Source organism: Nostoc flagelliforme FACHB-838, assembly GCF_014698065.1.
GTDB classification, from domain to species: domain Bacteria; phylum Cyanobacteriota; class Cyanobacteriia; order Cyanobacteriales; family Nostocaceae; genus Nostoc; species Nostoc flagelliforme_B.
Genome location: NZ_JACJSI010000021.1, coordinates 21,646 through 45,800, shown reverse-complemented (window position 1 = coordinate 45,800; position 24,155 = coordinate 21,646). Strand labels below are relative to the sequence as shown.

General features: G+C 41.1%; 15 protein-coding genes. 9 read left to right on the top strand and 6 right to left on the bottom strand.

Annotation, left to right across the window (positions count from 1 at the left end):
* Window positions 1–183: 183 nt before the first annotated feature.
* Window positions 184–1,734, top strand: a complete 1,551-nt coding sequence (locus tag H6G97_RS13200; protein ID WP_190941046.1) for a mercuric reductase — start codon at window positions 184–186, stop codon at window positions 1,732–1,734.
* 107 nt (window positions 1,735–1,841) lie between these two features.
* On the opposite strand, the gene H6G97_RS13195 is transcribed toward H6G97_RS13200, so the two are convergent.
* A complete protein-coding gene (locus tag H6G97_RS13195) occupies window positions 1,842–5,294 on the bottom strand; it encodes a PA14 domain-containing protein (protein ID WP_190941045.1) in 3,453 nt (1,150 codons plus the stop codon).
* A gap of 1,229 nt (window positions 5,295–6,523) precedes the next feature.
* On the opposite strand from H6G97_RS13195, the gene mgtE reads away from it, so the two are divergent.
* Window positions 6,524–7,924 carry a magnesium transporter gene (gene mgtE / locus H6G97_RS13190; protein WP_190941044.1) on the top strand — a complete coding sequence of 467 codons (1,401 nt, stop codon included), beginning with the start codon at window positions 6,524–6,526 and terminating at the stop codon, window positions 7,922–7,924.
* 69 nt (window positions 7,925–7,993) lie between these two features.
* On the opposite strand, the gene H6G97_RS13185 is transcribed toward mgtE, so the two are convergent.
* Entirely contained in the window at window positions 7,994–8,251 is a 258-nt protein-coding gene (locus tag H6G97_RS13185) for a hypothetical protein (protein WP_190941043.1), read from the bottom strand.
* Between the two features lie 192 nt (window positions 8,252–8,443).
* A complete protein-coding gene (locus H6G97_RS13180; protein ID WP_190941042.1) occupies window positions 8,444–9,307 on the bottom strand; it encodes an SDR family oxidoreductase in 864 nt (287 codons plus the stop codon).
* Between the two features lie 602 nt (window positions 9,308–9,909).
* Between H6G97_RS13180 and H6G97_RS13175 the strand changes: the two genes are divergently transcribed.
* Entirely contained in the window at window positions 9,910–11,511 is a 1,602-nt protein-coding gene (locus H6G97_RS13175; RefSeq protein WP_190941041.1) for a peptide ligase PGM1-related protein, read from the top strand.
* Between the two features lie 406 nt (window positions 11,512–11,917).
* On the opposite strand, the gene H6G97_RS13170 is transcribed toward H6G97_RS13175, so the two are convergent.
* Window positions 11,918–13,819: a serine/threonine protein kinase gene (locus tag H6G97_RS13170; RefSeq protein ID WP_190941040.1), complete on the bottom strand. Its 1,902-nt coding sequence runs from the start codon at window positions 13,817–13,819 to the stop codon at window positions 11,918–11,920.
* A 521-nt stretch (window positions 13,820–14,340) separates the two neighbouring features.
* Here H6G97_RS13170 and H6G97_RS13165 point away from each other — a divergent pair.
* Together H6G97_RS13165 and H6G97_RS13160 are read left to right on the top strand one after the other, a co-directional pair.
* Entirely contained in the window at window positions 14,341–15,612 is a 1,272-nt protein-coding gene (locus tag H6G97_RS13165) for a Pvc16 family protein (protein ID WP_190941039.1), read from the top strand.
* Complete coding sequence (locus H6G97_RS13160) at window positions 15,609–17,600, top strand: ATP-binding protein (protein ID WP_190941038.1); 1,992 nt, start codon at window positions 15,609–15,611, stop codon at window positions 17,598–17,600. The genes H6G97_RS13165 and H6G97_RS13160 overlap by 4 nt, the downstream gene beginning before the upstream one ends.
* 458 nt (window positions 17,601–18,058) lie before the next feature.
* Here H6G97_RS13160 and H6G97_RS13155 read toward each other — a convergent pair whose 3' ends face one another.
* On the bottom strand, window positions 18,059–18,838 hold the full coding sequence (locus tag H6G97_RS13155; protein WP_190941037.1) for an RDD family protein: 780 nt from the start codon (window positions 18,836–18,838) through the stop codon (window positions 18,059–18,061).
* A gap of 20 nt (window positions 18,839–18,858) precedes the next feature.
* A complete protein-coding gene (locus tag H6G97_RS13150; RefSeq protein ID WP_190941036.1) occupies window positions 18,859–19,707 on the bottom strand; it encodes a DUF975 domain-containing protein in 849 nt (282 codons plus the stop codon).
* Window positions 19,708–19,787: 80 nt separating this feature from the next.
* Between H6G97_RS13150 and H6G97_RS13145 the strand changes: the two genes are divergently transcribed.
* The 4 genes from H6G97_RS13145 (at window position 19,788) to pstA (ending at window position 24,136) form a co-directional block, all read left to right on the top strand.
* Window positions 19,788–20,750 carry a stage II sporulation protein M gene (locus tag H6G97_RS13145; RefSeq protein WP_190941035.1) on the top strand — a complete coding sequence of 321 codons (963 nt, stop codon included), beginning with the start codon at window positions 19,788–19,790 and terminating at the stop codon, window positions 20,748–20,750.
* 186 nt (window positions 20,751–20,936) lie between these two features.
* Window positions 20,937–21,980, top strand: a complete 1,044-nt coding sequence (pstS, locus tag H6G97_RS13140) for a phosphate ABC transporter substrate-binding protein PstS (protein ID WP_190941034.1) — start codon at window positions 20,937–20,939, stop codon at window positions 21,978–21,980.
* Between the two features lie 86 nt (window positions 21,981–22,066).
* On the top strand, window positions 22,067–23,068 hold the full coding sequence (pstC, locus tag H6G97_RS13135; RefSeq protein WP_190941033.1) for a phosphate ABC transporter permease subunit PstC: 1,002 nt from the start codon (window positions 22,067–22,069) through the stop codon (window positions 23,066–23,068).
* 186 nt (window positions 23,069–23,254) lie between these two features.
* Window positions 23,255–24,136 (top strand): phosphate ABC transporter permease PstA, encoded by an 882-nt coding sequence (pstA, locus tag H6G97_RS13130; protein ID WP_190941032.1) that lies wholly within the window; start codon window positions 23,255–23,257, stop codon window positions 24,134–24,136.
* The last annotated feature ends 19 nt before the right edge of the window (window positions 24,137–24,155 follow it).

Below are 24,155 nucleotides of genomic sequence, written 5' to 3'. Positions count from 1 at the left end.
GGATTTAGGGGGATCTTCAACGATTTTGATTTTATACAAAGATGTGTGTACACCGTAGCCCCGCAAGGGAAGAGGGGTTCTTGTAGCTCACTCAATCGAGAACCGCTATAAACAAGCATAAAAAGTACAAGACTGAGCCGCCTAAATTAATCGGGATTCTTAATTTTAAAAGAGGTTTTGCCAATGACCAATTCAGATTTAGAGAGAGTTACAGTTCGCCCAATAGATGAGTATAACCAAAAGTTAGTGTCTTACGTCCATCCGCCAAATTGGGTTAATCCTCAACCCGCCGACGTTTACGATTTGGTAGTAATTGGTGCTGGTACGGCGGGATTAGTGGTGGCGGCGGGTGCAGCTGGTTTAGATGTGGGTTTAAAGGTGGCGTTGATTGAAAAGCATCTTATGGGTGGAGATTGCTTAAATGTTGGTTGCGTACCATCTAAAACTATTATTCGGTCTGCCCGCGTTGTCGGCGAAATCTGGGATGCTAAAGACTTGGGAGTTAATATTCCCCAACACAATATTGATGTTGATTTTCCCAAAGTCATGGTCAGAATGCGGCGGATTAGGGCTGATATCAGCCCTAATGACTCGGCGGAACGGTTTCAAAAGTTGGGTGTTGATGTCTTTTTGGGTAGTGGTCGATTTGCAAGTAAGAATACGGTGCAAGTTGGCGATAAAACCCTCCAATTTAAAAAAGCTGTAATTGCGACTGGTGCAAAAGCTGCACAACTGCCGATTCCGGGAATTGAAAAGGCGGGTTATCTAACAAATGAGACGGTGTTTTCGCTGATTCAACGACCGGAACGTTTGGCGGTGATTGGTGGCGGCCCCATTGGTTGCGAATTGGCGCAAGCTTTCCGGCGGTTGGGTTGTGAAGTGGTACTTTTCCATAGCGGTTCTCACATCCTTAATAAAGAAGATGCTGAGGGCGCTGAAATTCTCCAAAAGGTTTTAATTAAAGAAGGAATTCGCCTGGTACTAAATTCCAAGTTAGAAGAAGTAGTAACTGTCACCGAGGGGAAACGGCTTTACTTTTCCACCAATGGTCATCGAGATTCGGTGACAGTCGATGAAATTTTAGTCGGTGCGGGGCGATCGCCAAATGTGGAAGGTTTGAATTTAGAATCAGTTGGGGTGGAATACGATAAGCACCAAGGTGTGAAGGTAAATGATTATCTCCAGACGACCAATCCCAAAATTTATGCAGCTGGTGATATCTGCATGAACTGGAAGTTTACCCATGCTGCTGATGCAGCGGCGCGGATTGTGATTAAAAATACGCTATTTTCTCCCTTTGGCATAGGACGCTCGAAACTCAGTAATCTAGTGATGCCTTGGGTAACTTATACTGACCCAGAAATCGCCCACGTTGGGATGTATGAAGACGAAGCGCAGAAGTTGGGTATTGAAGTGACAACAATTAAGATACCTTTTAGTAATGTAGACCGAGCGATCGCAGATAGTGAAGAGTCAGGATTTCTCAAAATCCACCATAAAAAAGGGTCTGATGAAATTATCGGTGCAACTATTGTCGCCAGCCACGCAGGTGAGATGATATCAGAAGTGACTACGGCAATGGTGAATAAAATAGGCTTGAGTAAGTTAAGCAATGTAATTCATCCTTATCCCACTCAAGCCGAAGCGATTAAAAAAGCAGCTGATGCTTATCGGCGAACACTCTTGACATCAAATACCAAAAAGTTGTTAGGATTTTTGACAAAGTTATCTTGACCAAAATCATCCTATTTCTAAAGAGCTTTTAATCAGCTTTCTTGTCAAAATTGCGTGAAATTATCACAGTTATCTGAGTATTAATTCAGATAACTGTTATGTCATATCTAAATAGATTCAGGTTCCCAGCTATCAATCTTACCTGCTAGCAAGTCTACATAGTACAGCTTGCCATCTTTTCCAGCTGTAATATTTACAGGCACTCCTACATCAGAAGCAAACCGCTTGGTTGAAATAACTTTGCCCTGACTGTCCAATGTTAAAGCATCGATAGTTCCTTGACTGGTATTACCGATAAACAAAGCATTCTCATAAACACCGCCAGTGTAAAAATCACCTACAATGATCGCATTAGAACCGTTTGAATGATTGTAGGCGTAAATAGGTGCTGTAACGGCTATACCATTATTGTATAAGTCTTGCACCGCCTTGATTTTGGCATAGTTTGGCTGTTTTATGCTGGTGAGATTGCCATTTGACTCAACCCCACCTTCATAACCTGGCCAGCCAAAGTTTTTGCCTCGTCCAGTATTGACTTCTTCCCATGACCCCCAGCCGACATCACCGATGAAGGGAATATTAGTTTTTTGATCCACAGTGAAGCGGAAGGGGTTACGCAGTCCGTAATTATAAACTTTGGAACGATTGCTATCGGGATCGTTGTTATAGAAAGGATTACTTGATAAACCTTTACCAGTAATTGCATCAATGCGCAGAAGCTTGCCGGACATATTATCAAGATCCTGGACGCGAATTGCTCGGGGGTCTTGTCGGTTGTATGAAGTACCATCACCAAAGCTAACAAAAAGATTCCCTTCAGTATCAAATCGCACACTACCAGCAGAGTGACTAGCACTATCATTGGCGATAAAATCCCGGAGGTTTTGAACTTTGTCGAGATTGTCAAGATATTCCTGGGTGTTATTAAACCGCTTGCCAGTGTCTTTGTTGATAATACCTGATGGTGCAGCGTTCAATGTATCGTCAGCGTCGATAACTGTGCTATCAGCATCAGGGCGACTAATATTGTCCCAATTGCTGTTTGTGCCCACTAGTACAACTTCAGTGCCAGCCTTAACAGTTTTGTAACCAGTGGCGGAGTCGGCTGTCACCCGAATTAACCTTGCAGTACGGTTCCCTCTTTGATCGGGATTGTCTAACGTACTATTGGGATTATTTTTAGGATTGTTTGGATTGGTTTCTGGGGGATCGTAGGTAAACAACAGGTAAACGTAGTTCTTACCGTTTGCATCCTTGCCAAAATCTGGATGTACAGCGATGCTTAACAAACCGCGATCGGCTGTATTATTTACCTGTGTAGAAATATCGATAAATGGCGTTGATAGTAAAGTATTGGTGCTGTTATCGAACACCCGCACAACTCCATTTTTCTGGGCAATAAACATTAGCTTGCTGTCAGATGACGAGCTAAAATCTATAGGTTGAGTTAACCCAGAAACCACAGTCTTTCTCTCAAAGTTGCCAGAGTCATTATCGATGATAGTGATAGCCGTCTGGCTGGTACTTAGTACCACCCCAACTGGGTTACTAAATTTCAAAGTAAACGTTTCATTCGATTCTGTAATGGTGTCATCTTTAATCGAAATAGAAATCGTCTTACTGGTTTGTCCTGCTGCAAAACTCAAGGTTCCAGATACAGCTTGGTAGTCAGATCCAGCTTTAGCAGTCCCATCCACAGTTGTATAGTCTACACTAGCAGCCGCCAAAGCATTACCCCGTGTAACTGTTACCGTAGCAGTACCGCCACTCTCATTAACTACTGGCTGAGTGAAATTGATGGCTTGACTATCATTATCTTTAATCGTAAATCCAAGAGTTCTTTGAGGCCCTAGTCCTGCCCCATCTGGCTGATCGATAGCGAAACCAAAGGTTTCATCTAGTTCTGCGAAGGAATCGTCATTAATCGCAATGGTGAGTTGTTTGGTGGTTTCTCCCGGCGCAAAGGTAAGTGTCCCAGCAGTTTCCACGCCTTCTTGTCCATAGTCAACCCCTGCCGTAGCAGTACCAGCTATGGTTGCATATTTGATTGAAGAAGTGCCGCTTAAATCACCACTTCTGAGCAAAGTTATGATCGCGTTACCATCAGATTCGCTTAGAGTCGTGGTAGATTCTCCTAAGGTAATAGTGGGTTGAAGAGCTGGTGAATAAAGTTGTGATTGAGGAATGATTTCCTTTACCTGAGTGGCGCTTGACCAAGAAAGTTGAGAAGCGGCTCTTCCGTTATTATCGTAGTACTCGAGTTTAATATTGTATTTCTGACCTGCAACCAGTGCGATTGAGCCACTGTTTTCGGTGAGAGGTTGATTGACAAACTTATCGATAACTAGTTGATCGTTGACCCACAGTCGCACACCATCATCACTATTGGTGTAGAACTTATAAGTTTCGCTGTACTCGGCTTGTACCTGACCTGTCCAACGCGCTGAGAAAGTATCTGTAGCGATTAACGGATCTGGAGAACCAAAATCCCAGTTAAAGTTCACCGTTGCATCTGTACGAATTTGCTTCAGATTGGTGAAGTCTATGTTGTCGTAGTATTCTCCTTTGAGTCCGTTGCCGTTACCTATAACAGGTGTGCTAACACCACTATAGAGTTGCGACTGAGGAATGATTTCCTTTGCCTGAGTGGAGCTTGACCAAGAGAGTTGAGAAGTGGCTCTTCCGGTATTGTCGTAGTACTCGAGTTTAATATCGTACTTTTGACCTGCAACCAGTGCGATTGAGCCACTGTTTTCGGTGAGAGGTTGATCGACAAATTTATCGATGACTAGTTGATCGTTGACCCACAGTCGCACACCATCATCACTATTGGTGTAAAACTTATAAGTTTCGCTGTACTCGGCTTGTACCTGACCTGTCCAACGCGCTGAGAAGGTATCTGTAGCGATTAACGGATCTGGAGAACCAAAATCCCAGTTAAAGTTCACCGTTGCATCTGTGCGGGTTTTCTTCAGGTTGGTGAAGTCTTTGTTGTCGTAGTACTCTGCTTTGAGTCCGTTGCCGTTACCTATAACAGGTGTGTTGACATTACTATAAAGTTGCGACTGAGGAATGATTTCCTTTGCCTGAGTGGAGCTTGACCAAGCCAGTTTGGAAGCGGCTCTTCCGTTATTATCGTAGTACTCGAGTTTAATATTGTACTTCTGACCTGCAACCAGTGCGATCGCGCCGCTGTATTCTGTAAGAACTTGATCGACAAACTTATCGATGACTAGTTTATCGTTGACCCACAGTCGCACACCATCATCACTAGTGGTGTAGAAGTTGTAAGTCTCGCTGTACTTAGCTTCTACCTGACCTGTCCAACGCGCTGAGAAGGTATCTACGCCGATTAACGGATCTGGAGAACCAAAATCCCAGTTAAAGTTCACCGTTGCATCTGTGCGGGTTTTCTTCAGGTTGGTGAAGTTTATGTTGTCGTAGTACTCTGCTTTCAGCCCATCTCCAGCCCCAGTAAGTCGTACCGGGTCTGCTAGAGGAGATACAGCAGCAGCAGTTATTGCATTATTTGGGGATGTTGATAACTCTTGAGTTTTCATTGAGATATATGCCTCACAATAGTGCTAAAACTAATGCCATAATCAATGATTTAGAATTAGTTTTATGGTGAATGTTTCCAGCCAAAAATGCGTAACAATCATATTGCAAATGTATTAAACAAACCATTGTTTGCTTATTTATACATTAATTTATGTTGATACTATATCAGTTAATAGCTGATACTAATTATTGATTGATATGTGTGTTTATTTGCTCATCTGCTCTAGTACTTTGCTACCTATCTGTATCAACATTAAAATAAAAGCTTATGGCAAAATTACATACTTTCGTATATCTTTTTTAAAAGCAAATATATAAGAAAGTTTGTATTTAATTAAATACCATAGATTAATTTAAGGGCATATTAGCCTTTATTAACCTTTGCTTTATTTCTAATAATTCATAAGTTTTTGATGAGATTGACTAACATGAATTTAATCAAAATTCACCTCTATGGATAGCTTCTAATCTCACTAAATATGCAGATGGATGAAGTTCAGGCAAAGGAACTCCAATCTGAACAGATATAGACTTAAGTCGATCAAACCATAAGGTTACACAATTTATTTTAAGTATTTTCTTTGGATTGATTACCTACACATTTGACAATAGATCATAGTGTTATGTCTATCTTCTTTATGAAATTTTATCGAAATATTTACATTAATATATTTTATTTAAAGAAACATCAAAGTTTTGATGTTTCTTTAAATAAAAATTGTCAACGTACTCAATAATGCCATGTTTTTTACCCACATAATTATTCATTATATAAAAATTGTATAAAGAAAAATTTTAATATTTAAAGATTTGAAAAAGTATCACTCATCTATGCTTCATCTTGACTATCAATTTATATATTTGTTACAAACAATAGCAGAGATATAGTGCTGACTTAGTGCTTTTTAATAATTTTTATCAGAGGAATAATATAATCCTTGCTACGCAAGATTTTCAGTTAGAATAGGTTGTTTATACCATAAGTTAGAAAATCAAACTCCAAACCCAATAGTGGTTTAATATTTATTCTTTTATCTACGATATGCTGGGCAAACAAGACGCTCCACAAATTATTACCATACGAAACCCTTATCTTTGCATTTATTTACAAAACTTTTTAATTTACTTAAAATCAGAAAAATTATAAGTTTGATGTTTGTTGTACATTCCCACTTTCCCCTAGACTAAGGGCAGCAACCTTGTTCGAACTGGCTAAGGAAAGTGGATTTTGACTGAGATAAACAATTTAAACTCTACCATCCAGAATGTCTCACGCAGGGAATTGCGAGATTTAGTGCGGACTCAGCTGCAAATGCTCCTGGAAACGGGAGACTTGCAGGGAGCAAAAGCTATTCTCGTGCCTGTGCAGCCTGCGGATATTGCCGAGGCAATTGAGGGTTTGCCAGAAGCGATGCATGCTTTGGCTTTTCGCTTGCTTTCTAAGGATGAGGCAATTGAGGTTTATGAATATCTCGACTACAGCGTTCAAGAACGTTTAATCGAGGAACTTAAAAGTCAAGAAGTCCGCGATATTGTCGATCAAATGTCGCCGGATGACCGAGCTAGGTTATTTGATGAATTACCGGCAAAAGTCGTCAATCGTCTGCTAGAACAACTGAGTCCAGCAGAACGCCAAGCTACAGCCCAACTATTGGGTTATGAAGCTGATACGGCTGGGCGAATCATGACATTAGAGTTAATCTCGCTGAAAGAAAACTTTACAGTATTTCAAGCTCTAGAGCGAATTCGCAACTTAGCTAATGCCAGTGAGATGATTTATTATCTTTATGTTATGGATGCGGCAAGGCGCTTAACGGGAATTGTATCGTTGCGGGAGTTGGTGACTTCTCAGCCTGAGCAAATTATTGGCGAAATTATGACGCGTGATGTGATATTCGTCCACACTGATACAGATCAGGAAGAAGTAGCGAGATTAATCCAAAGATATGACTTTCTGGCTGTACCTGTGGTAGATCGAGAACAGCGTTTAGTAGGTATTGTCACCGTCGATGATGTAATTGATATTTTGCAACAAGAAACCACCGAAGATATCTATGCCTTGGGTGGTGGTGTGCAGTCGGGGGGCGACAACTATTTTCAGATGAATTTATTGGAAATTGCGCGAAAGCGGGTTGTATGGTTGTTGGTTTTACTTGTAACCAATACCATTACAGGAACGATTATTAAGTCACAAGAGGATCTTTTGGCAAAAGTGGTGACATTGACAGCGTTTATCCCTTTGCTGACTGGTACTGGTGGTAACGTGGGGGCCCAATCTTCCACAGTGGTGATTCGCGGGATGAACACTGACGAAATCCGATCGCTTGGCGCATTGCAAGTAATTGGTCGGGAAGCGATCGCAGGTTTATTATTAGGGGGAATGTTAGGTACGATCGCTACTATCTGGGCTTATTTTCTGCAAGGACGATTAGAAGTTGCGATCGCTGTAGGCGTTAGTTTGGTAGCTATTTCTCTTTTAGCTTCTATCTCCGGTTCAGCACTGCCGTTTCTATTTCGCTATCTCCGTTTAGATCCAGCATTAATGTCAGCACCATTTATTACCACAGCAGTTGATGTACTAGGCGTTTTGATTTACTTTAATTTGGCACGAGTAATTTTAAATTTATAAAAAGAGTCATTAGTCATCGGTCATTAGTGAATAACACACTACAAATGACAAAGGACAAATGACTAATTTTTACAATTCTGATTCTGTATCTGGAGCAACAATTTCGCCAGTACCCAATTGCAGTATCATGTCCTGGTCAGTAATCAATCCGCTGAGTTCCTTCACTTGTAGATTCATTTCTTCACAAGCTTGTCTTAGTTCTCTGGCAAATTTATTCAGGTCTTGACCATAGCCACATTGATAAGCAGCAGTTTCAATTCCTTGCTTGGCATTTGCTCTAGCACAATCTACTAGTTCTGTGCCATGCAGCGGTGTAGGAGATGCCATAGACGTAGTTATTATTTCTTAAATGTTTGCTGCTAGATAGATTATCAATATTCTTATATTTACTCATCCCTCCAATGGATGACAAAAAGGGTAGAGTTGGAAATAATTATTTCTTTGTCATTAGTCATTAGTCTTTTATCCAAAGCGAATGACCAATGACTAATGACTAATAACTAATGACTAATTTTTCACTTACCCATTGACAACATCTCCACCATTGACATGTAATACTTGTCCAGAGACATAAGAACCATCATCAGAGGCTAAATATACATAGCTAGGAGCAACTTCTTCTGGTTGTCCGGCTCGTTGCATTGGTACTTGTTTACCAAAAGTTTCAACTTTCTCTTCAGGAAAAGTTGAGGGAATTAAAGGTGTCCAAATTGGCCCTGGCGCGACAGCATTAACGCGAATTCCTTTTGATACCAAATTTTTTGATAAGGAGCGAGTAAAAGCGACGATCGCACCTTTTGTAGACGAGTAATCTAGTAGTTGTGGATTACCTTTATAAGCTGTTACCGATGTGGTATTGACGATAGAACTGCCTGCTTGCAAATGCTTAAGTGCAGCCTTGGTCATGAAAAACATTGAGAAGATATTAGTGCGGAAAGTGCGCTCTAGTTGCTCTTTGGTGATTTCCTCGATACTTTCTTTTGGATGCTGTTCGGCGGCATTGTTGATGAGAATATCGAGTTTGCCAAACTCACCAACTGTTTGTTGTACGGCTTGCTGACAAAAGGTTTCATCGCCAATATCACCTGCGATGGTTACTGCGCGACGGCCTTGTTTTTCTACCAAATGTTTTGTTTCTTTGGCATCATCGTGTTCATTTAGGTAAAGAATCGCTACATCTGCACCTTCTTTAGCAAATGCGATCGCTACAGCACGACCAATACCACTATCTGCACCCGTGATCAATGCTACTTTATCTTGTAATTTACCACTACCCCGATACTGGGCATCATCTGCTTTGGGTTTTGGTGTCATTTCTGATTCAACACCTGGTGGTTGTTGTTGCTGTGGTGGTTGTAATTTTTGCTCTTTTGATTCAGTCATAGTTTCTGGTTTGGTAATTGAATATTGAATTGGGCATTAGGAATTGAAAAGAGGTAGAGGGTAGGGTGGAGGATACAGAGAAGAAAACTCTTCTCCCTTGCTTTTTCCCATTCTCCATTTCAAAACTAAACCTTGGATCGAAAATTCAACCCAAGGTTTATTTTTTGGTTTGACTCTCACTAGCCATTTGCAATTTTAGGCATTTATATCCTGGATGTTTGCCAAACTTACTTATTGCTAGCAATTGTACGCAACTTACATTATTTATCCTCACACCTAATTACAAAAAATCTAATGGAGAATTTATCTTCTTGAACTGCTTTCAAGTTAGCTATTATATTGCTCTACTTTATCGCCCTGTAGAGGTAAAGTAAGCTGGGTTTGTCTCAACCTTAAGACTGAAAATATATTAAGTAAATAGTGATTTACGAGATATCTGACATCTTTAAGAAGTCGGGCATCTGCGGCTTGCTATAGTTTAATTTATTCTGATCGATTTCTTTAAATATCTGGCATAATTACCCGAATCCTAACACCGCAACTATGCATCTTCCAAAAATCTCTGTGGTGCGCTACATTGAGATCATTAGAGGGCAAGGGTTATGGCAACACTAAATATTTCCGAGTTAGAACAGGTTGAGAAATTTCGCCACTTACAATTAACCCTGCGCGATCGCTGGAAAACGAGCGAGCTATTTGACAATAGTGAAGCAGATATTTTAATTATTCCTTCTCTGAGTCTCGACCAACGAGAACTCCGAAAGATCGAAGGCTGCGAGCATTATGAAGAAAGATTACTATTTTCCTTAATTCGGTTGCGGAATCCCCGGACTCGGCTGATTTATGTAACATCAGTACCGCTGCATCCTAGTATCATTGATTATTATCTGCAACTGTTGCCAGGGATTCCTTTTTCTCATGCTCGCAATCGTTTGCTACTACTTTCTACTTACGATTCCTCCCTTAAGTCTCTGAGCCAAAAGATTTTAGAACGCCCCCGCCTGCTAGAGCGGATTCATCAATCTTTGAGGCTAGACAAATCATTTATGATCTGCTATAACTCTTCGCACTGGGAAGGTGAATTGTCTTTAAAATTAGGTGTACCACTGTATGCTGCTGCACCAAATTTACAGATTTGGGGGACAAAAAGTGGTAGTCGGCAAATCTTTGCCGAAAGTGGAGTACCGCATCCAGATGGCAGCGAAAAAATTTGGAATCATCAAGATTTGGCAGAGGCTACCGTTGATTTGTGGGAACGACAACCGACATTACAACGGGTAGTAATAAAACTCAACGAAGGCATTTCTGGAGAAGGGAATGCATTGCTGGATCTGAGACCGATTGAAAATTTAGCCCCAAGCAAAGGTACTCATGCCGAAAGGGTAGCAGCAATTAGCGATCGCTTCTCAATAATGCGCTTTCAAGCAAAGCAAGAGACTTGGGAAAATTTTTCTGGAAGAATCCCGGAATTAGGGGCAATCACCGAAGCATTTGTCGAAGGGGAAATTAAGCGATCGCCCAGCGTCCAAGGACGGATTACACCCACTGGTGAAGTGGAAATACTTTCAACCCACGACCAAATTCTTGGAGGCCCAGACGGCCAGATTTATCTTGGTTGTCGCTTTCCGGCTGATGAAAGATATCGATTGCAATTACAGCAATTGGGAATACAAGTTGGCAGAAAGCTAGCAGAGAAAGGCACTTTAGAGCGATTTGGTGTAGATTTTATCGCCGTTGACAAGGGAAATGAAGAGTGGGATATTCAGGCAATTGAAATTAACCTGCGTAAAGGCGGTACAACTCATCCATTCATGACCCTGAAATTATTAACCAACGGGCGCTATGACCTTTCCACTGGTTTATTTTATAGTCAACAGGGTCGTCCAAAATACTATATTGCCACTGATAATCTGCAAAAAGAGCGCTATCAGGGATTATTGCCTAATGATTTGATGGATGTCATCGCTCACCACAGACTGCACTTCGACAGTTGTACAGAAACGGGTACAGTGTTTCATCTTATGGGTTGCCTTTCGCAGTTTGGCAAATTGGGATTAACCAGCATCGGTGATTCCCCGCAACAAGCACAAGACATTTATAACAAAGTTATCAAAGTTTTAGATGAAGAAACCCGCAGTGAGAATCATGATTTCTCGGCGTTTTCAGATTATTCCTTTCCCGTAGTTTGGGATGAATATAGTTGAAGAATTCAGGAGTCAGAATCAAGACGCAGAGGAGCAGGGAGCAAGGGAGCAGGGGGACAAATCACGCCACTTGCGGGTGAGGTTTGTACCTTTAGTTCCCCCTGCCCCCCAATACGGTTAGATTAAGGCAAGGGACGCGATAAATCGCCGTTTTTACAAGAATTAGTCTTTTGTAGAGACAGCGATTTATATCATGTTCGGCAAATCACTTATAATATGTCATTGCGAATGCAACGAAGTGGAATGAAGCAATCGCAAAGGTTTGGGATTGCCGCGCTACGCTCGCAATGACATAAGTATTAAGTCGAACATGATATTATTGGGTCTTTGCGACTTAGGGCGTGTCATCAAAAAACCTTATCCGAACCGTATTGCCCTGCCCCTTGCTCTCCTGCCTCTTTGTTGATTAGTTTTGAATGCGATCGCTATTAGGTAAACTTTGCTGGTTGCTTGGCTCTTTACGAGATTGAGATTGAGTATATATATAGGTTGCCAATGCTAAAGTCAGCCCAATAGCCAAGACCACTCCCAGGATTCGCAAAAAATTGGGAGAAATTTTTGTAGTTAGCTGCCCAACTAGCCTTGGTTGGTAAATAGTGTCATCTACTGGCGCTTGTGATCTACCTTTATTGGATGCAGGTCGCGGTTGATACAACGTCGCATCTGATGGTGTTTGTTGCCCACTTTGATTAGATCCTGGTCGCGGTTGATACAATGTCTTATCTGGTGGCGTTTGTTGCCCACCTGGATTAGATCCTGGTCGCGGTTGAAATAGTGTCTTATCTGGTGGCGTTTGTTGCCCACCTGGATTAGATCCTGGTCGCGGTTGAAATAGTGTCTTATCTGGTGGCGTTTGTTGTCCACCTGGATTAGATCCTGGTCGCGGTTGAAATAGTGTCTTATCTGGTGGTGTTTGTTGTCCACCTTGATTAAATGCTGATCGTGGTTGAAATAACGTCACATCAGGTTTGTTGGCGTTCTGATTATTCACAGGACTCTGTTGATTTTGCTCAACTGGGTTAAATGGTCTAGGAACGGTTTCGTGATTTGAACCTTGATTGTATCCAGCCTGAAGGGGAGGAACGGTTTCCTCAGATTGGCTTTGCTCAATCGGGTTAAATGGTCTGGGAACAGTTTCGTGATTTGAACCCTGATTGTATGCAGATGGAGGGCGAATAATGGTGTCGTCGTTCGATTGTCTGGGAACAGTTTCGTGATTTGAACCTTGATTGTATGCAGATGGAGGGCGAATAATAGTGTCGTCGTTCGATTGTCTGGGAACAGTTTCGTGATTTGAACCTTGATTGTAGGAAGGTTGCGGTTGCCCAGCAATTTGTCCGGGTACATTAATAGTTCCTGTGGCAAACTTAGCAGCAGCTTGCAAAGCCTGATTCAGTTCTTCTACTGTTGCAAATCGGTTAGCTGGGTTTTTGTGGAGGCATTTCATCACCACCGCTTCCAATTCTACGGGTAAATGCTCACACCCTGGTTGCGATCGCAGTGGTTTGGGTGGCTCATAAGCATGAGCTAATACCCAAGAAGCTTCACTAATATGATTACCTTTAATGCTGATTCCAAAGGGGTCAGCGGCACTCAGCATTTCATAAAGGATAATCCCTAAGCTGTAAATATCGCCTCTGGCATCCAAATTTTTATCGCTTTGGATTTGTTCAGGAGGTGCGTAACGAAATGTACCGATAAATGTACTAGTTATATTTGTAATATTGGAATTTTCTGAAGATTCACTACGAATTTTGGCAACACCAAAATCCAAAACCTTGACCCACTCTCCCAAATCTGTAGGTACTAAAAATATATTATCTGGCTTCAGATCGCGGTGAATTACCTGAATATGCTCAGTGGTTTTACCTCCATCCCGTTGCAGAGTAACTCCTTGATGGGCAAGCTGTAAGCCCTTGCAAACTTGCGCTATAATCTTTACCGTCCGCTCAACCGATGGCCGCTTTTCGCGCAGCAGTAATTGCCTAAGCGTTTGCCCCCGCAAATATTCCATTACGTAAAATGGAAAACCTTCCGGGGTTACACCACAATCATTAATCTTAACAATGTGGTCACTTTGCAAAGCAGCACAAACTGCCACCTCACGCTCAAAACGCTTTCTCATTTCTTGTGATGCCACCAGCGTATCTTTGAGCAACTTCAACGCTACCTGCTGACCTACACGGGTGTCTGTTGCCAGGAAGACATCTCCCATGCCACCCCCGCCTAAACGTTTATCTAAACGGTATCGTTCGTTATCACCTACGAAGCGACCAATCCAAGAATTTGAAGAAGGTGGGGATTGCATCTGGGGAAACCCATCCTAGTTACGTTAAACTGCTAATTTTAGTCAGAGATAATACTAGTATTACAAATGTTTTACTTGCTTGTAAGTTTAGATTGACATCGGTAATATATACTACTAGTACTTTATTTAATTATACTCAGCTTAACATAAAACTAATCCTATCAATTTGATAAAATGTTTAAAATTAAGACCTGTGGTAGTTGAAATTGCTTTCTGATGTTAAATTAATTAACGCAAATTCGACTACGATCATCAGCGGGACTCTTTTTTATCCATAGTTAATACTCTGTCAAGTTCAAATTGATGGGTGGGTTAACAAGTTCGTAGTCAGGACTTTAGCCCTTATTTTTTCAGTACTAAAGTCCTGATTACAAATCATCAAAACTAGCTTGACTGATTACTAACAACTAGTCCCCAATCCCTAATCCCCGCTACAGAATATTTAAAGTTTTGCAAAATATATTCTGTCAATGTATTCTGGCGTACATGATTAATATGTGCTATTGCCATGAGGAATGAGGATGAGTAATGTGCTCTCTATAGCCGCCGTGACAGCAGTACTAAAAGTCTTGCTGGAAAATGGTTTAGTCAGTGATCCGATCACTGCTAGTGTTGGTGATGTCATTGTAACTGCTCTACCACCTGATCGAATTTCAGTTGAAGCTGACGAGCGTGCTCAACTCAACCTCTTTCTCTATCAAGTGACACAGAATCGCAATGTCGATTGGGTATCTCAGGAATTTCGGAGCCGACATTCACGTATTAATGGAAACCCGCGCTCTCCGACTCCACCATTAGCTCTTGATCTCCATTACTTGCTGACAGCTTATGGAGCCAAAGATTTTCAAGCGGAGCTTTTACTTGGCTACGCAATGCATTTGTTACATAAAACACCAGCTATTACATCTGATATTCTTGAAAACACTTTGATCAATGCATCTACAACCAATACCTCAAGTGCTTTTTCGCAAGCTGTAGCAAGTGTATCTGTTTCGGATTTAGCTGAACAAATTGGGCAGATCAAATTGACTCCAGAGTTTTTTAACATGGAAGAAACTTCTAAGTTATGGTCTGCTTTACAAACACACTATCGACCTTCAGCAACCTATCTGGCATCAATGGTATTGATTGAGAGTAGCAATGACAACTCTGAAGGTTTCTATATGATGCCCTTGTCTCAGCCGAGTATAGAGCAAGTTATGGCTCCGGCTAAGACTGAGCGAATGATTGTTACAGGCACAACATTAGTAATTCGTGGTAAACGGTTACGCGGTGAAATCACACGAGTTCGTTTGGGAAATACGGAGACACTAATAGTACCTCAAGAAGTAAAAGAGACTCAAATCAGCCTGTTAATCCCGCCAGATTTATACGCAAGTGTACAGGGTATCCAAGTTGTACACCTGAGAATGGGTAATGTAGGGCAAATGGATCTTTTAGTTGAATCGAATGTTGCGGCTTTTGTCTTACACCCAATAATTACATCATTCGTCGCTAAAGTGGAAAATAGCGGCGACAATTTACGCACAGCAGAAATTACCGTTAAATTCCAGCCCAAAGTTGGTAAGGCACAGCGAGTAGTTTTGCTACTTAATGAGGCATCAGGTGATACCCCGTCAGCGTACTCTTTCTTTGTTGCATCACGTACTGAAGATACTGATGCAATTACTATTCCGATCAAAAACATCAAGCCAGGAACTTATATTGTCCGGGTGCGGGTAGATGGAGCGGAAAGTCCACTGCACAAGAATCAGTCTGGGGAATATGATTCGCCACAGGTGACTATTTTATGAATGCTACAACGATTAATCGCAATTGGGATGATGCAAACTACCGCTACCTATCAGCAGCCCTAGCCGTGGTGCGTGATATTTTAGAAAATTACGCGGCAAAAGTACAAAATCAACCTCAAGAGAAAGACCAAGAGAATTTACTGCAAGCTTTAGAGGAAGCTGCTGCTGCTATGCCTGCACCATCGGCATTGGAGAGAGTATGCACAATGTTTAGCCTCTCATTATTTGAGCGTAATTTGTTGCTGTTGTGTGCAGGTATGGAATTGAATGGAGATTTTGCCAAATTATGTGCTATGATGCACGGCGATTCCCAACGAGCTTACCCAACCTTAAGTTTAGCTTTGGCAGCTTTACCTGATGTCCACTGGGATGCGATCGCTCCAAATTCTCTCTTACGTCATTGGCGGTTAATTCAAATTGGTGATGGTCATGCCCTGACCCTCAGTCCTTTAAGAATTGATGAGCGAATTTTACATTATCTCACGGGTATCCAATATCTTGACGAACGGCTAGCTGGCATCATTGAACCATTACAAGAAGTTAGTGATTTAGTACCCTCGCACCAAGATTTAGCAGAGCGAGTAGCAGCAATTTGGTCGCAAGCTTATAAGGTTAATAGCTTGCCAATTATCCAATTATGTAGTAATGAGAGTGTTAGCAAACGCGCCATTGCCGCTACAATTTGTCAACTTCATGATTTAAGTCTGTGGGTAATGCCTGCACAAGTCATTCCCTTACTACCTAGCGACTTGGATAATCTCATCCGCCTATGGACTCGTGAGACGATTTTAAGTAAGTGTGCGTTGCTCATAGACTGCAACGAACTAGATACTAATGATACAGCGCGGCTAAATGCGATCGCTCGTTTCATTGAACGCACAAAGGGCTTTTTAATAGTCACGAGTCGGGAAAGGATAGGTTTATCACAACGCCTAGTAGTTAATTTTGACGTAGATCAACCAAGTAGCAAAGAACAAGGTGTTGTTTGGCAAGATGCACTAAGTACAATTGCACCGCAAATGAACGGGCAAGTTAAAATCTTAGTAGATCAGTTTAACCTAAGTGCTGCAACCATTCGCGCTGCTTGTGCAGAAGCCGTAGGACAGTTAGCACAAACGCCAGAAAGTGATATCAGCGATATTTTATGGGATGCCTGTCGTGTGCAAGCACGCCCACGCTTGGATGAACTCGCCCAGAGAATTGAGCCATCTGGTGATTGGGAGGACTTGGTATTACCAGAGGCACAAAAACAAATTCTCCGGGAAATTGCGGCTCATGTACGTCAGCGTAGTACTGTATATAATAATTGGGGTTTTGGTGGCAAGAGTGCTAGGGGATTAGGAATCAGCGCTTTATTTGCAGGTGCTAGTGGCACTGGTAAAACCTTGGGGGCAGAAGTGCTGGCTCATAAATTGCGCCTCGACCTATATCGTATTGACCTATCATCGGTAGTCAGCAAATATATTGGCGAGACAGAGAAAAATTTGCGCCGGGTATTTGATGCCGCAGAACAAGGCGGGGTGATTTTGTTATTTGATGAAGCTGACGCTTTATTTGGTAAACGGAGTGAAGTTAAAGATGCCCGCGATCGCTATGCCAATATAGAAGTTAGCTACCTATTGCAACGGATGGAAAGCTACCCAGGTTTAGCAGTCTTAACCACAAACTTGAAGAGTGCAATTGATACAGCCTTCCTGCGGCGGATTCGCTTTGTGGTGCAGTTTCCCTTCCCCGATACAACCCAACGAGCAGAGATTTGGCGACGCGTTTTTCCAGCTGAAACCCCAACCGCAGACTTAGATGCTCTGCAACTAGCACGACTCAATGTCGCTGGGGGTAATATCCGTAACATAGCCTTAAATGCAGCTTTTTTAGCTGCCGATGCTGGGGAAGCAGTGCAGATGAAACACGTATTACGGGCTGCTCAGACAGAATATAGTAAGTTAGAGAAACCCTTAACTGATGCGGAAATTGGAGGGTGGATGTGATTTTCAAATTTCAACCTTAGTCGAAAATACTGGCAGCGAAAGATCCAACAAAAGACGCACAGCAGGCCAAGCTTGCTGCTGGTGCTATTCGGGCGCTTCCCATCGCCAACAAGATCCTCAACCTTTTGCAAGATGTGCAAAAAGGTGTTCCTACCAAGGTTTTGACTCTCAGTGCGTTAGAACATATTACTAATTATTTTTTACAATTAAATTTATCTCAGTAATAACCGAAACAGAGAGTTATTACTACAAAAGGTGTGTTGTAAATATTCCTAAAAAATTGAATGTAGAAGCAGCATTTGAGATAATCTTCAGTAAGATAATTGTAGAAAATCCAGTATAAACCCTTCACTAGTAAATATAGCGATGCGTTATCCAGAACCCTTATAGAGACATAGCAATGCTACGTCTCCACTTTTCCCCAGATGTCGTAATAGAAATTTTATAGTTTTTCTCATCTAAAACTCCGGTTTTTGATAACCGAGGTAAGCTGCTTCTAAAAAAACATCAGATGTAACAGCTTCTGGCAACTTTTCTAAATTAATAATATCTACAACTTGCTCGGCTAACTTTAGAGATAGTGATGCTCTGGGCTTTAACGACATTGCGCCACGTCGCTGCAAATACTCACGAATAACAGCAAAATCATCTGGCATCAATTGTGAGAAATCGGCAATTTCAATTAACTGTTCATAGAGTAATTTAGCCTGTTCTGAAATTATCAATGTTGCAGATGCAGTGGCTGTTTGGGCTTGAATTACAATTGTGCCAGCAGCCAAATCACCTAAGCGCTTTTCACGACGACCGAACATAATTAAAAAAGCGCCAATAAAAAAAATCTCATCAAAGGGTCGCAGTAAGGCACGTAGAGTTGCTTGTTGTAACCCGATGAGTCTCCCATCATCTCGAACTACGCGAATTTTAGCAACTCGTTTACCAGGGGTTTGCCCAAACCATAAAGTTTCAAAAAATACAAAATAGCCGATGTAAATAATAAAACTAACAAGGAATGCGATCGCAATCAACCACAAAGTCACGCCAGCACCGAAAATATTTACCCAAAAATCTCCTAACGAGACTGAAATGATAGACCAAGCTGTGAAAAATCCCACTAAAATCACAGCTAAAATGTGATAATCAATGAGCAAAGCCCAGGCACGATTTCCGATTCCAGCAAGAGTAAATTCTAGCTCTACACTTTCTGGAGTATTAAATTTAACATTATTGAAAAGGTGCATAATCGTCTTTATACTGTCGTTTAAATTTCGCGATCGCGTAACTTCAAGCCTAACCCTTCACGACGACTTCGCATGTCATAGTAAATAACAGCTTTAATTGCTTGCCCAAATGGCAAAATTATTGCGCCAGTACTAAAACTTAATCCGAGAATCAACACAAGAAAAATTGGCGTAAAAATAGTAGAATTTTCGTTTATCAAGGGTGAGAAAATTCCCTGAATCACAGCAGAAATAATCTGGAGAACAATTTGAGCAGGTATTGTGATTAAAAAGCCCACAAATGAGATAAGCAGAATCCGCCATACGTTACCTTGAGTTAATTGCCAGCTACGGCTAATAGTTGATATACCATCAACATTATCTTCAATAGCAAGGGGCACATCTACTAAATAAAATCGTGTAAGAAGCCATAAAACTGCCACAATTGCCGCAATACTCAGCACAATCGTGAGGATAACAATGAAAATAGAAGTAACTGAATTTCCTTGTAGTCCTAACCCTACGAACGCTGAGAAAAAACCAAACAAGACAAATAAAACTAGAACACCTAAGCCAATCCCTATACCAATCAGAAACATTAACAGCATTGTGACTAAAAACTGCCACAATCGAGAATTGACGAAACGTTCACCTGACGAAATACTTTCGGGTTGATTGACCAACTCGCCATAGGCCAAACGAGAAATCAGCGCTGAAAGAGCATAAAACTTAGCCCATCCATAAACTGGAAGCAGTACCCATACATAAGCTTTCAGCGCCAATAAAAAATACTCCTTCAGATGAGAACGATACAACCGCACCGCAGCACTGACAACATTTCCTACACTCAGTGGTTGTATGGGACTGGGAGATCCAAAATTTTCAGACATAATGGCAAATTTCCCTTGAAACTACGGAGATCAATTTGAGGTTATCTTAAGCTAAGTTAAAGTCAGTGTTCCCAAAATTCATGAATATTCAACGTTGGATTGCACGACGAGAAGCAAATTGGCAGCGTCTGGATGCCCTATTAAGGCAAATAGAAAAAAAAGGGTTAAAGTCCTTAAGGGCAGCAGAAATTAGAGAGTTAGCGAGTTTGTATCGTTCAGTAGCCGCAGATTTGGCCCGTGCCCGCACTCAGCAAATCGGCAATACTTTAATCCAAAGTTTACAATCTTTAACAACTCGTGCCTACACGCAGATTTACCAAGGTTCACGGCGACAGGAATGGGAGGCAATTCTAGAATTTTACCGTTGGGGATTACCATCTGTAGTTCAGAAAACATTTGCATACATTGCTGCGGCGACGGCGTTGTTTCTACTAGGGGCACTAGTGGCTTGGTGGTATTCTTGGCAAAATCCCAGTTTTATGTCGTTGATCGTACCTGAAAACTTGATTGCCAAGGTGCGAGATGAGCATAAATTGTGGATGGGGTCAATTGTCGGCGTTGAACCTCTGGCATCCAGCGGCATCATGGTCAATAATTTGTCGGTGTCTTTTGGGGCTGTCGCCGGTGGCATCACGGCTGGAGCATACACAGCTTATTTAATGGTATTTAATGGCTTATTGATTGGTGCTGTTGCTACTTTGGTGGGTCAAAATAATCTAGCTTATCCTTTTTGGGCCTTTGTGTTGCCGCATGGCTCCTTGGAATTACCTGCGATCTTTTTTGCTGGAGGTGCAGGATTTTTATTAGCAAAAGCAATTTTATTTCCTGGTAAATATCGCCGTGGAGATGCACTGAAATTTTACGGCTCTCAGGCGGTGCAGTTAGTATTTGGGATTGTACCAATATTGATTATTGCTGGTGTGATCGAAGGCTTTTTTTCACCGAATCCCAGCGTACCTGATGCCATTAAATATTTGGCAGGAATAGGATTACTTATACTTTTGGTGTTGTATTGTAGCCGCAAACAAACATCAATCACATAATATTAGATGGCGGCTGATTAGGAAATTGCAAAAATAAATTAATATTAATCAGCAAAAAATATTTATGGTTAAAAGCAATATTTAAACCTACCTTAATGCTTCGTTTATTCATCGTTAACCATAAAAAATGTAATTTAGTTTAAGGCTGAAACTACAGCAGAAGAGTATTCCTTAATTACGGGTAATATGATTTTTTCGACCAGCATCTTGAATCGTGTCGTTGCTACTTCAGTGGTGACAACTTCTATTGCAGTTAGTCCGTTTTTTGGTGCGATCGCCCAAGCTGAAACACTGAATGGTGCAGGAGCAACTTTTCCGGCTCCGCTTTACGAACGGTATGCTCGTGAAGTTAAGAAGAAATATCCAGAATTGAAAATTAACTATCAAGCAATCGGTAGCGGTGGCGGTATTCGTCAAGTCACTGCTGGAACAGTTGACTTTGGTGGTAGTGATGCTGCAATGAAAGATGATGAAATCGCTAAAGTCAAGAACGGTGTAATCTTAGTACCTACAGCAGGCGGTGCTGTTTCTGTTGTTTACAATCTTCCAGGTGTTAATAATCTCAAGTTGTCCCGCACTACACTACCAGCAATTTATTCAGGTCAAATTACCAAATGGGATGACGCAAAAATTAAAGCTGACAATCCGGGTGTCAATCTACCATCTCAAACAATTAAGTTTGCTGTTCGCGCTGATGGTAGTGGTACAACTTTCATTTTCACCAATCACTTGAGTGCAATCAGTGGTTATTTTAAAGGCAGAGTTGGAGCTAACACAGCTCCAAAATGGAATCTGCCAAACGTCCTCAAAGGCAAAGGCAACCCAGGCGTAGCTGCTGTAGTAGCTCGTACTCCTGGTTCTATCGGTTATGTAGAATATAGCTACGCTGTCCAAAACAACCTGAAATCAGCACTGATACAAAATAAGAAAGGAGAATTTGTTGCTCCTTCTTTAGAATCTGCAAATGCAGCTTTGTCAACTGTGAGTTTCCCAGATAACTACCGCGTTTTCGTAGGAGATCCAGGACAAGGTTATCCAATTGTCGGTCTTACTTGGATGATGGTTTATAGACAGTATGCTAATGCTTCTAAAGCCGATGCTATCAAGAAATGGATTAATTGGGTATTGAAAGACGGTCAACAATATAACGATGATCTCAACTACACCAAAATTCCATCTGAGGTAGCAAATCGGGTGCTTCAGACAGTCAATAGTACTGTCAAACCTTAATTTGCAATCTTACTACTTTTCTATCCTAATAGGGTGAGTTAAAACTCACTCTATTAGCAATAAAAAATCTATTTTATTGATTTGTAATGGCAAATTTATCGGAACCAGCCGACAGAAATTCATCAGATGATTCAAATTTAGGCGATGAAAATTTCAGTTTAACAGCTATTGGCGGCACAAATCTCTGGTTTGACCAAGGTTTTACACGGCTAGTATACTCTTTTGCCGTGATTACTGTTGCAGTCCTATTTGTGATGAGTTGGGTAATTTTATCCGAAGCTCTCCCAGCTATTAAGCAGTTTGGACTGGGTTTTTTATGGGGTCAAGATTGGGATACAGGTAATCAGATTTTTGGTGCATTACCTTATATTTATGGAACTTTGGTAAGTAGTGCGATCGCTATTTTATTCGCTGTCCCTGTGGGAATAGCAGTAGCCTTAGTCACAAGTGAAAATTTCTTACCTTCATCGTTGCGAACAACCTTAGCATTTGTTGTTGAATTAATTGCAGCAATTCCTAGTGTCATTATTGGTTTATGGGCGATTTTTGTCTTTATTCCAATTCTAGAACCTCTACAAAAATGGCTCGCCAGCACTTTTAAATGGATACCACTGTTTAATACAGAAGATCCTTCTGGCACAAATATGCTAACTGCTGGAATTATTCTAGCCATCATGATTTTGCCCACAATGGCAGCAATTACTCGCGATGTCTTAATGGCTATCCCTAAAGAATTACGTAGTGCATCTATGGCTTTAGGCGGTACCCGTTGGGAAACAATTTTTCGCGTCTTGCTACCATCTGGATTTTCTGGAATAGTGAGTGCAGCAATGCTCGCCTTAGGGCGTGCTTTGGGTGAAACAATGGCTGTCACTATGGTGATTGGTAACTCTGCTCAAATCACTGCTTCTTTACTCAATCCAGGTTATACAATTCCCTCTGTATTAGCTAATGAATTTGCCGAAGCTGAACCGGGATTACATATAGGTGCTTTAAGTTATTTGGGATTGATTTTATTTGGGTTGACTCTAGCTGTAAATATTGGCGCTGTACTATTAGTGAAGTGGGTTGGCAGAAAACATAAGTAATACTATATTAGTTTAAAACTGCCACAATGCTGCAAGACGTACAGATAGAAAATATAGCGAGATAAAAAAGCTTATAAAATTCTATTTGTACCCTTTATATTCTTTAAAAGAAACAAGCTTCATAACTCAAATATAAATTTTGATTTCAGTGTATCAGAAAATTTATCAATCATAAATTTAAAAAATATGAGTGGTTATATCCAATCAAAAACTGATGAATATTTGGCGAAAGAACTGTGCAGTCCTTTGCCAACAGAACGAGTAATATTTACTTATGCAATGAATGCGATCGCCTTTGGTTTGACAGGTCTAGCACTCATTCCTTTATTATCAATTTTGTGGGAAATTCTCATTCGAGGAATATCTGGGCTGAAATCACAGATGTTCGTCACAACAGTGATTGACAATGGCTTTGCCAATGCCATCCTGGGAACCGTAATCATGGTATTGATTGGTGCTATTTTAAGCATTCCCACAGGGATAATGACAGGAATTTTCTTGGCGGAATTTGGTCAAACCAACTCAATTGCTGGTTTTGTTCGTTTTATCAGCAGTATTTTGACAGGTGTGCCCTCAATTGTTGTAGGCGTATTCGCTTACGGTGTGATAGTTTTGGTAACTAAAGGATTTAGTGCGATCGCAGGTGGTTTTGCTTTAGCCGTAATTATGCTACCTGTAATTATACTGACAACAGAAGAATCCTTAAAACTTATTCCTACATCTCAACGCCTCGCCTCAGCCGCTTTGGGTGGAACTCGTTTCCAAACTACTCTTCGCATCGTTGTGACTGCTGCAATTCCCGGAATTACCACAGGCATTTTATTAGCTGTAGCTCGTGCTGCTGGTGAAACAGCACCCTTAATTTTTACTGCCTTATTTAATCTAGATTGGTCAGAAGGATTATTAAGTCCAACAGCTTCATTACCAGTATTGATTTTTAATCTCTACAACGATCCCGACCCGCAAAAAGGTCAATTAGTATGGACTACTTCTATAGTTCTACTCAGCTTAATTTTATTTGTCAGTATTCTTTCTCGCTTAGTTATTAAGCAGAGAAGGATAAACTAAAAAAAAGTAAAAATAAATT

Bases quoted from the DNA above. Each gene is read 5' to 3' on its own strand.
- H6G97_RS13200 (WP_190941046.1), top strand. From the start codon at position 184: ATGACCAATTCAGATTTAGAGAGAGTTACAGTTCGCCCAATAGATGAG.
- H6G97_RS13195 (WP_190941045.1), bottom strand. From the start codon at position 5,294: ATGAAAACTCAAGAGTTATCAACATCCCCAAATAATGCAATAACTGCT.
- H6G97_RS13185 (WP_190941043.1), bottom strand. From the start codon at position 8,251: ATGGCATCTCCTACACCGCTGCATGGCACAGAACTAGTAGATTGTGCT.
- H6G97_RS13180 (WP_190941042.1), bottom strand. From the start codon at position 9,307: ATGACTGAATCAAAAGAGCAAAAATTACAACCACCACAGCAACAACAA.
- H6G97_RS13175 (WP_190941041.1), top strand. From the start codon at position 9,910: ATGGCAACACTAAATATTTCCGAGTTAGAACAGGTTGAGAAATTTCGC.
- H6G97_RS13170 (WP_190941040.1), bottom strand. From the start codon at position 13,819: ATGCAATCCCCACCTTCTTCAAATTCTTGGATTGGTCGCTTCGTAGGT.
- H6G97_RS13165 (WP_190941039.1), top strand. From the start codon at position 14,341: ATGAGTAATGTGCTCTCTATAGCCGCCGTGACAGCAGTACTAAAAGTC.
- H6G97_RS13160 (WP_190941038.1), top strand. From the start codon at position 15,609: ATGAATGCTACAACGATTAATCGCAATTGGGATGATGCAAACTACCGC.
- H6G97_RS13155 (WP_190941037.1), bottom strand. From the start codon at position 18,838: ATGCACCTTTTCAATAATGTTAAATTTAATACTCCAGAAAGTGTAGAG.
- H6G97_RS13150 (WP_190941036.1), bottom strand. From the start codon at position 19,707: ATGTCTGAAAATTTTGGATCTCCCAGTCCCATACAACCACTGAGTGTA.
- H6G97_RS13145 (WP_190941035.1), top strand. From the start codon at position 19,788: ATGAATATTCAACGTTGGATTGCACGACGAGAAGCAAATTGGCAGCGT.
- pstS (WP_190941034.1), top strand. From the start codon at position 20,937: ATGATTTTTTCGACCAGCATCTTGAATCGTGTCGTTGCTACTTCAGTG.
- pstC (WP_190941033.1), top strand. From the start codon at position 22,067: ATGGCAAATTTATCGGAACCAGCCGACAGAAATTCATCAGATGATTCA.
- pstA (WP_190941032.1), top strand. From the start codon at position 23,255: ATGAGTGGTTATATCCAATCAAAAACTGATGAATATTTGGCGAAAGAA.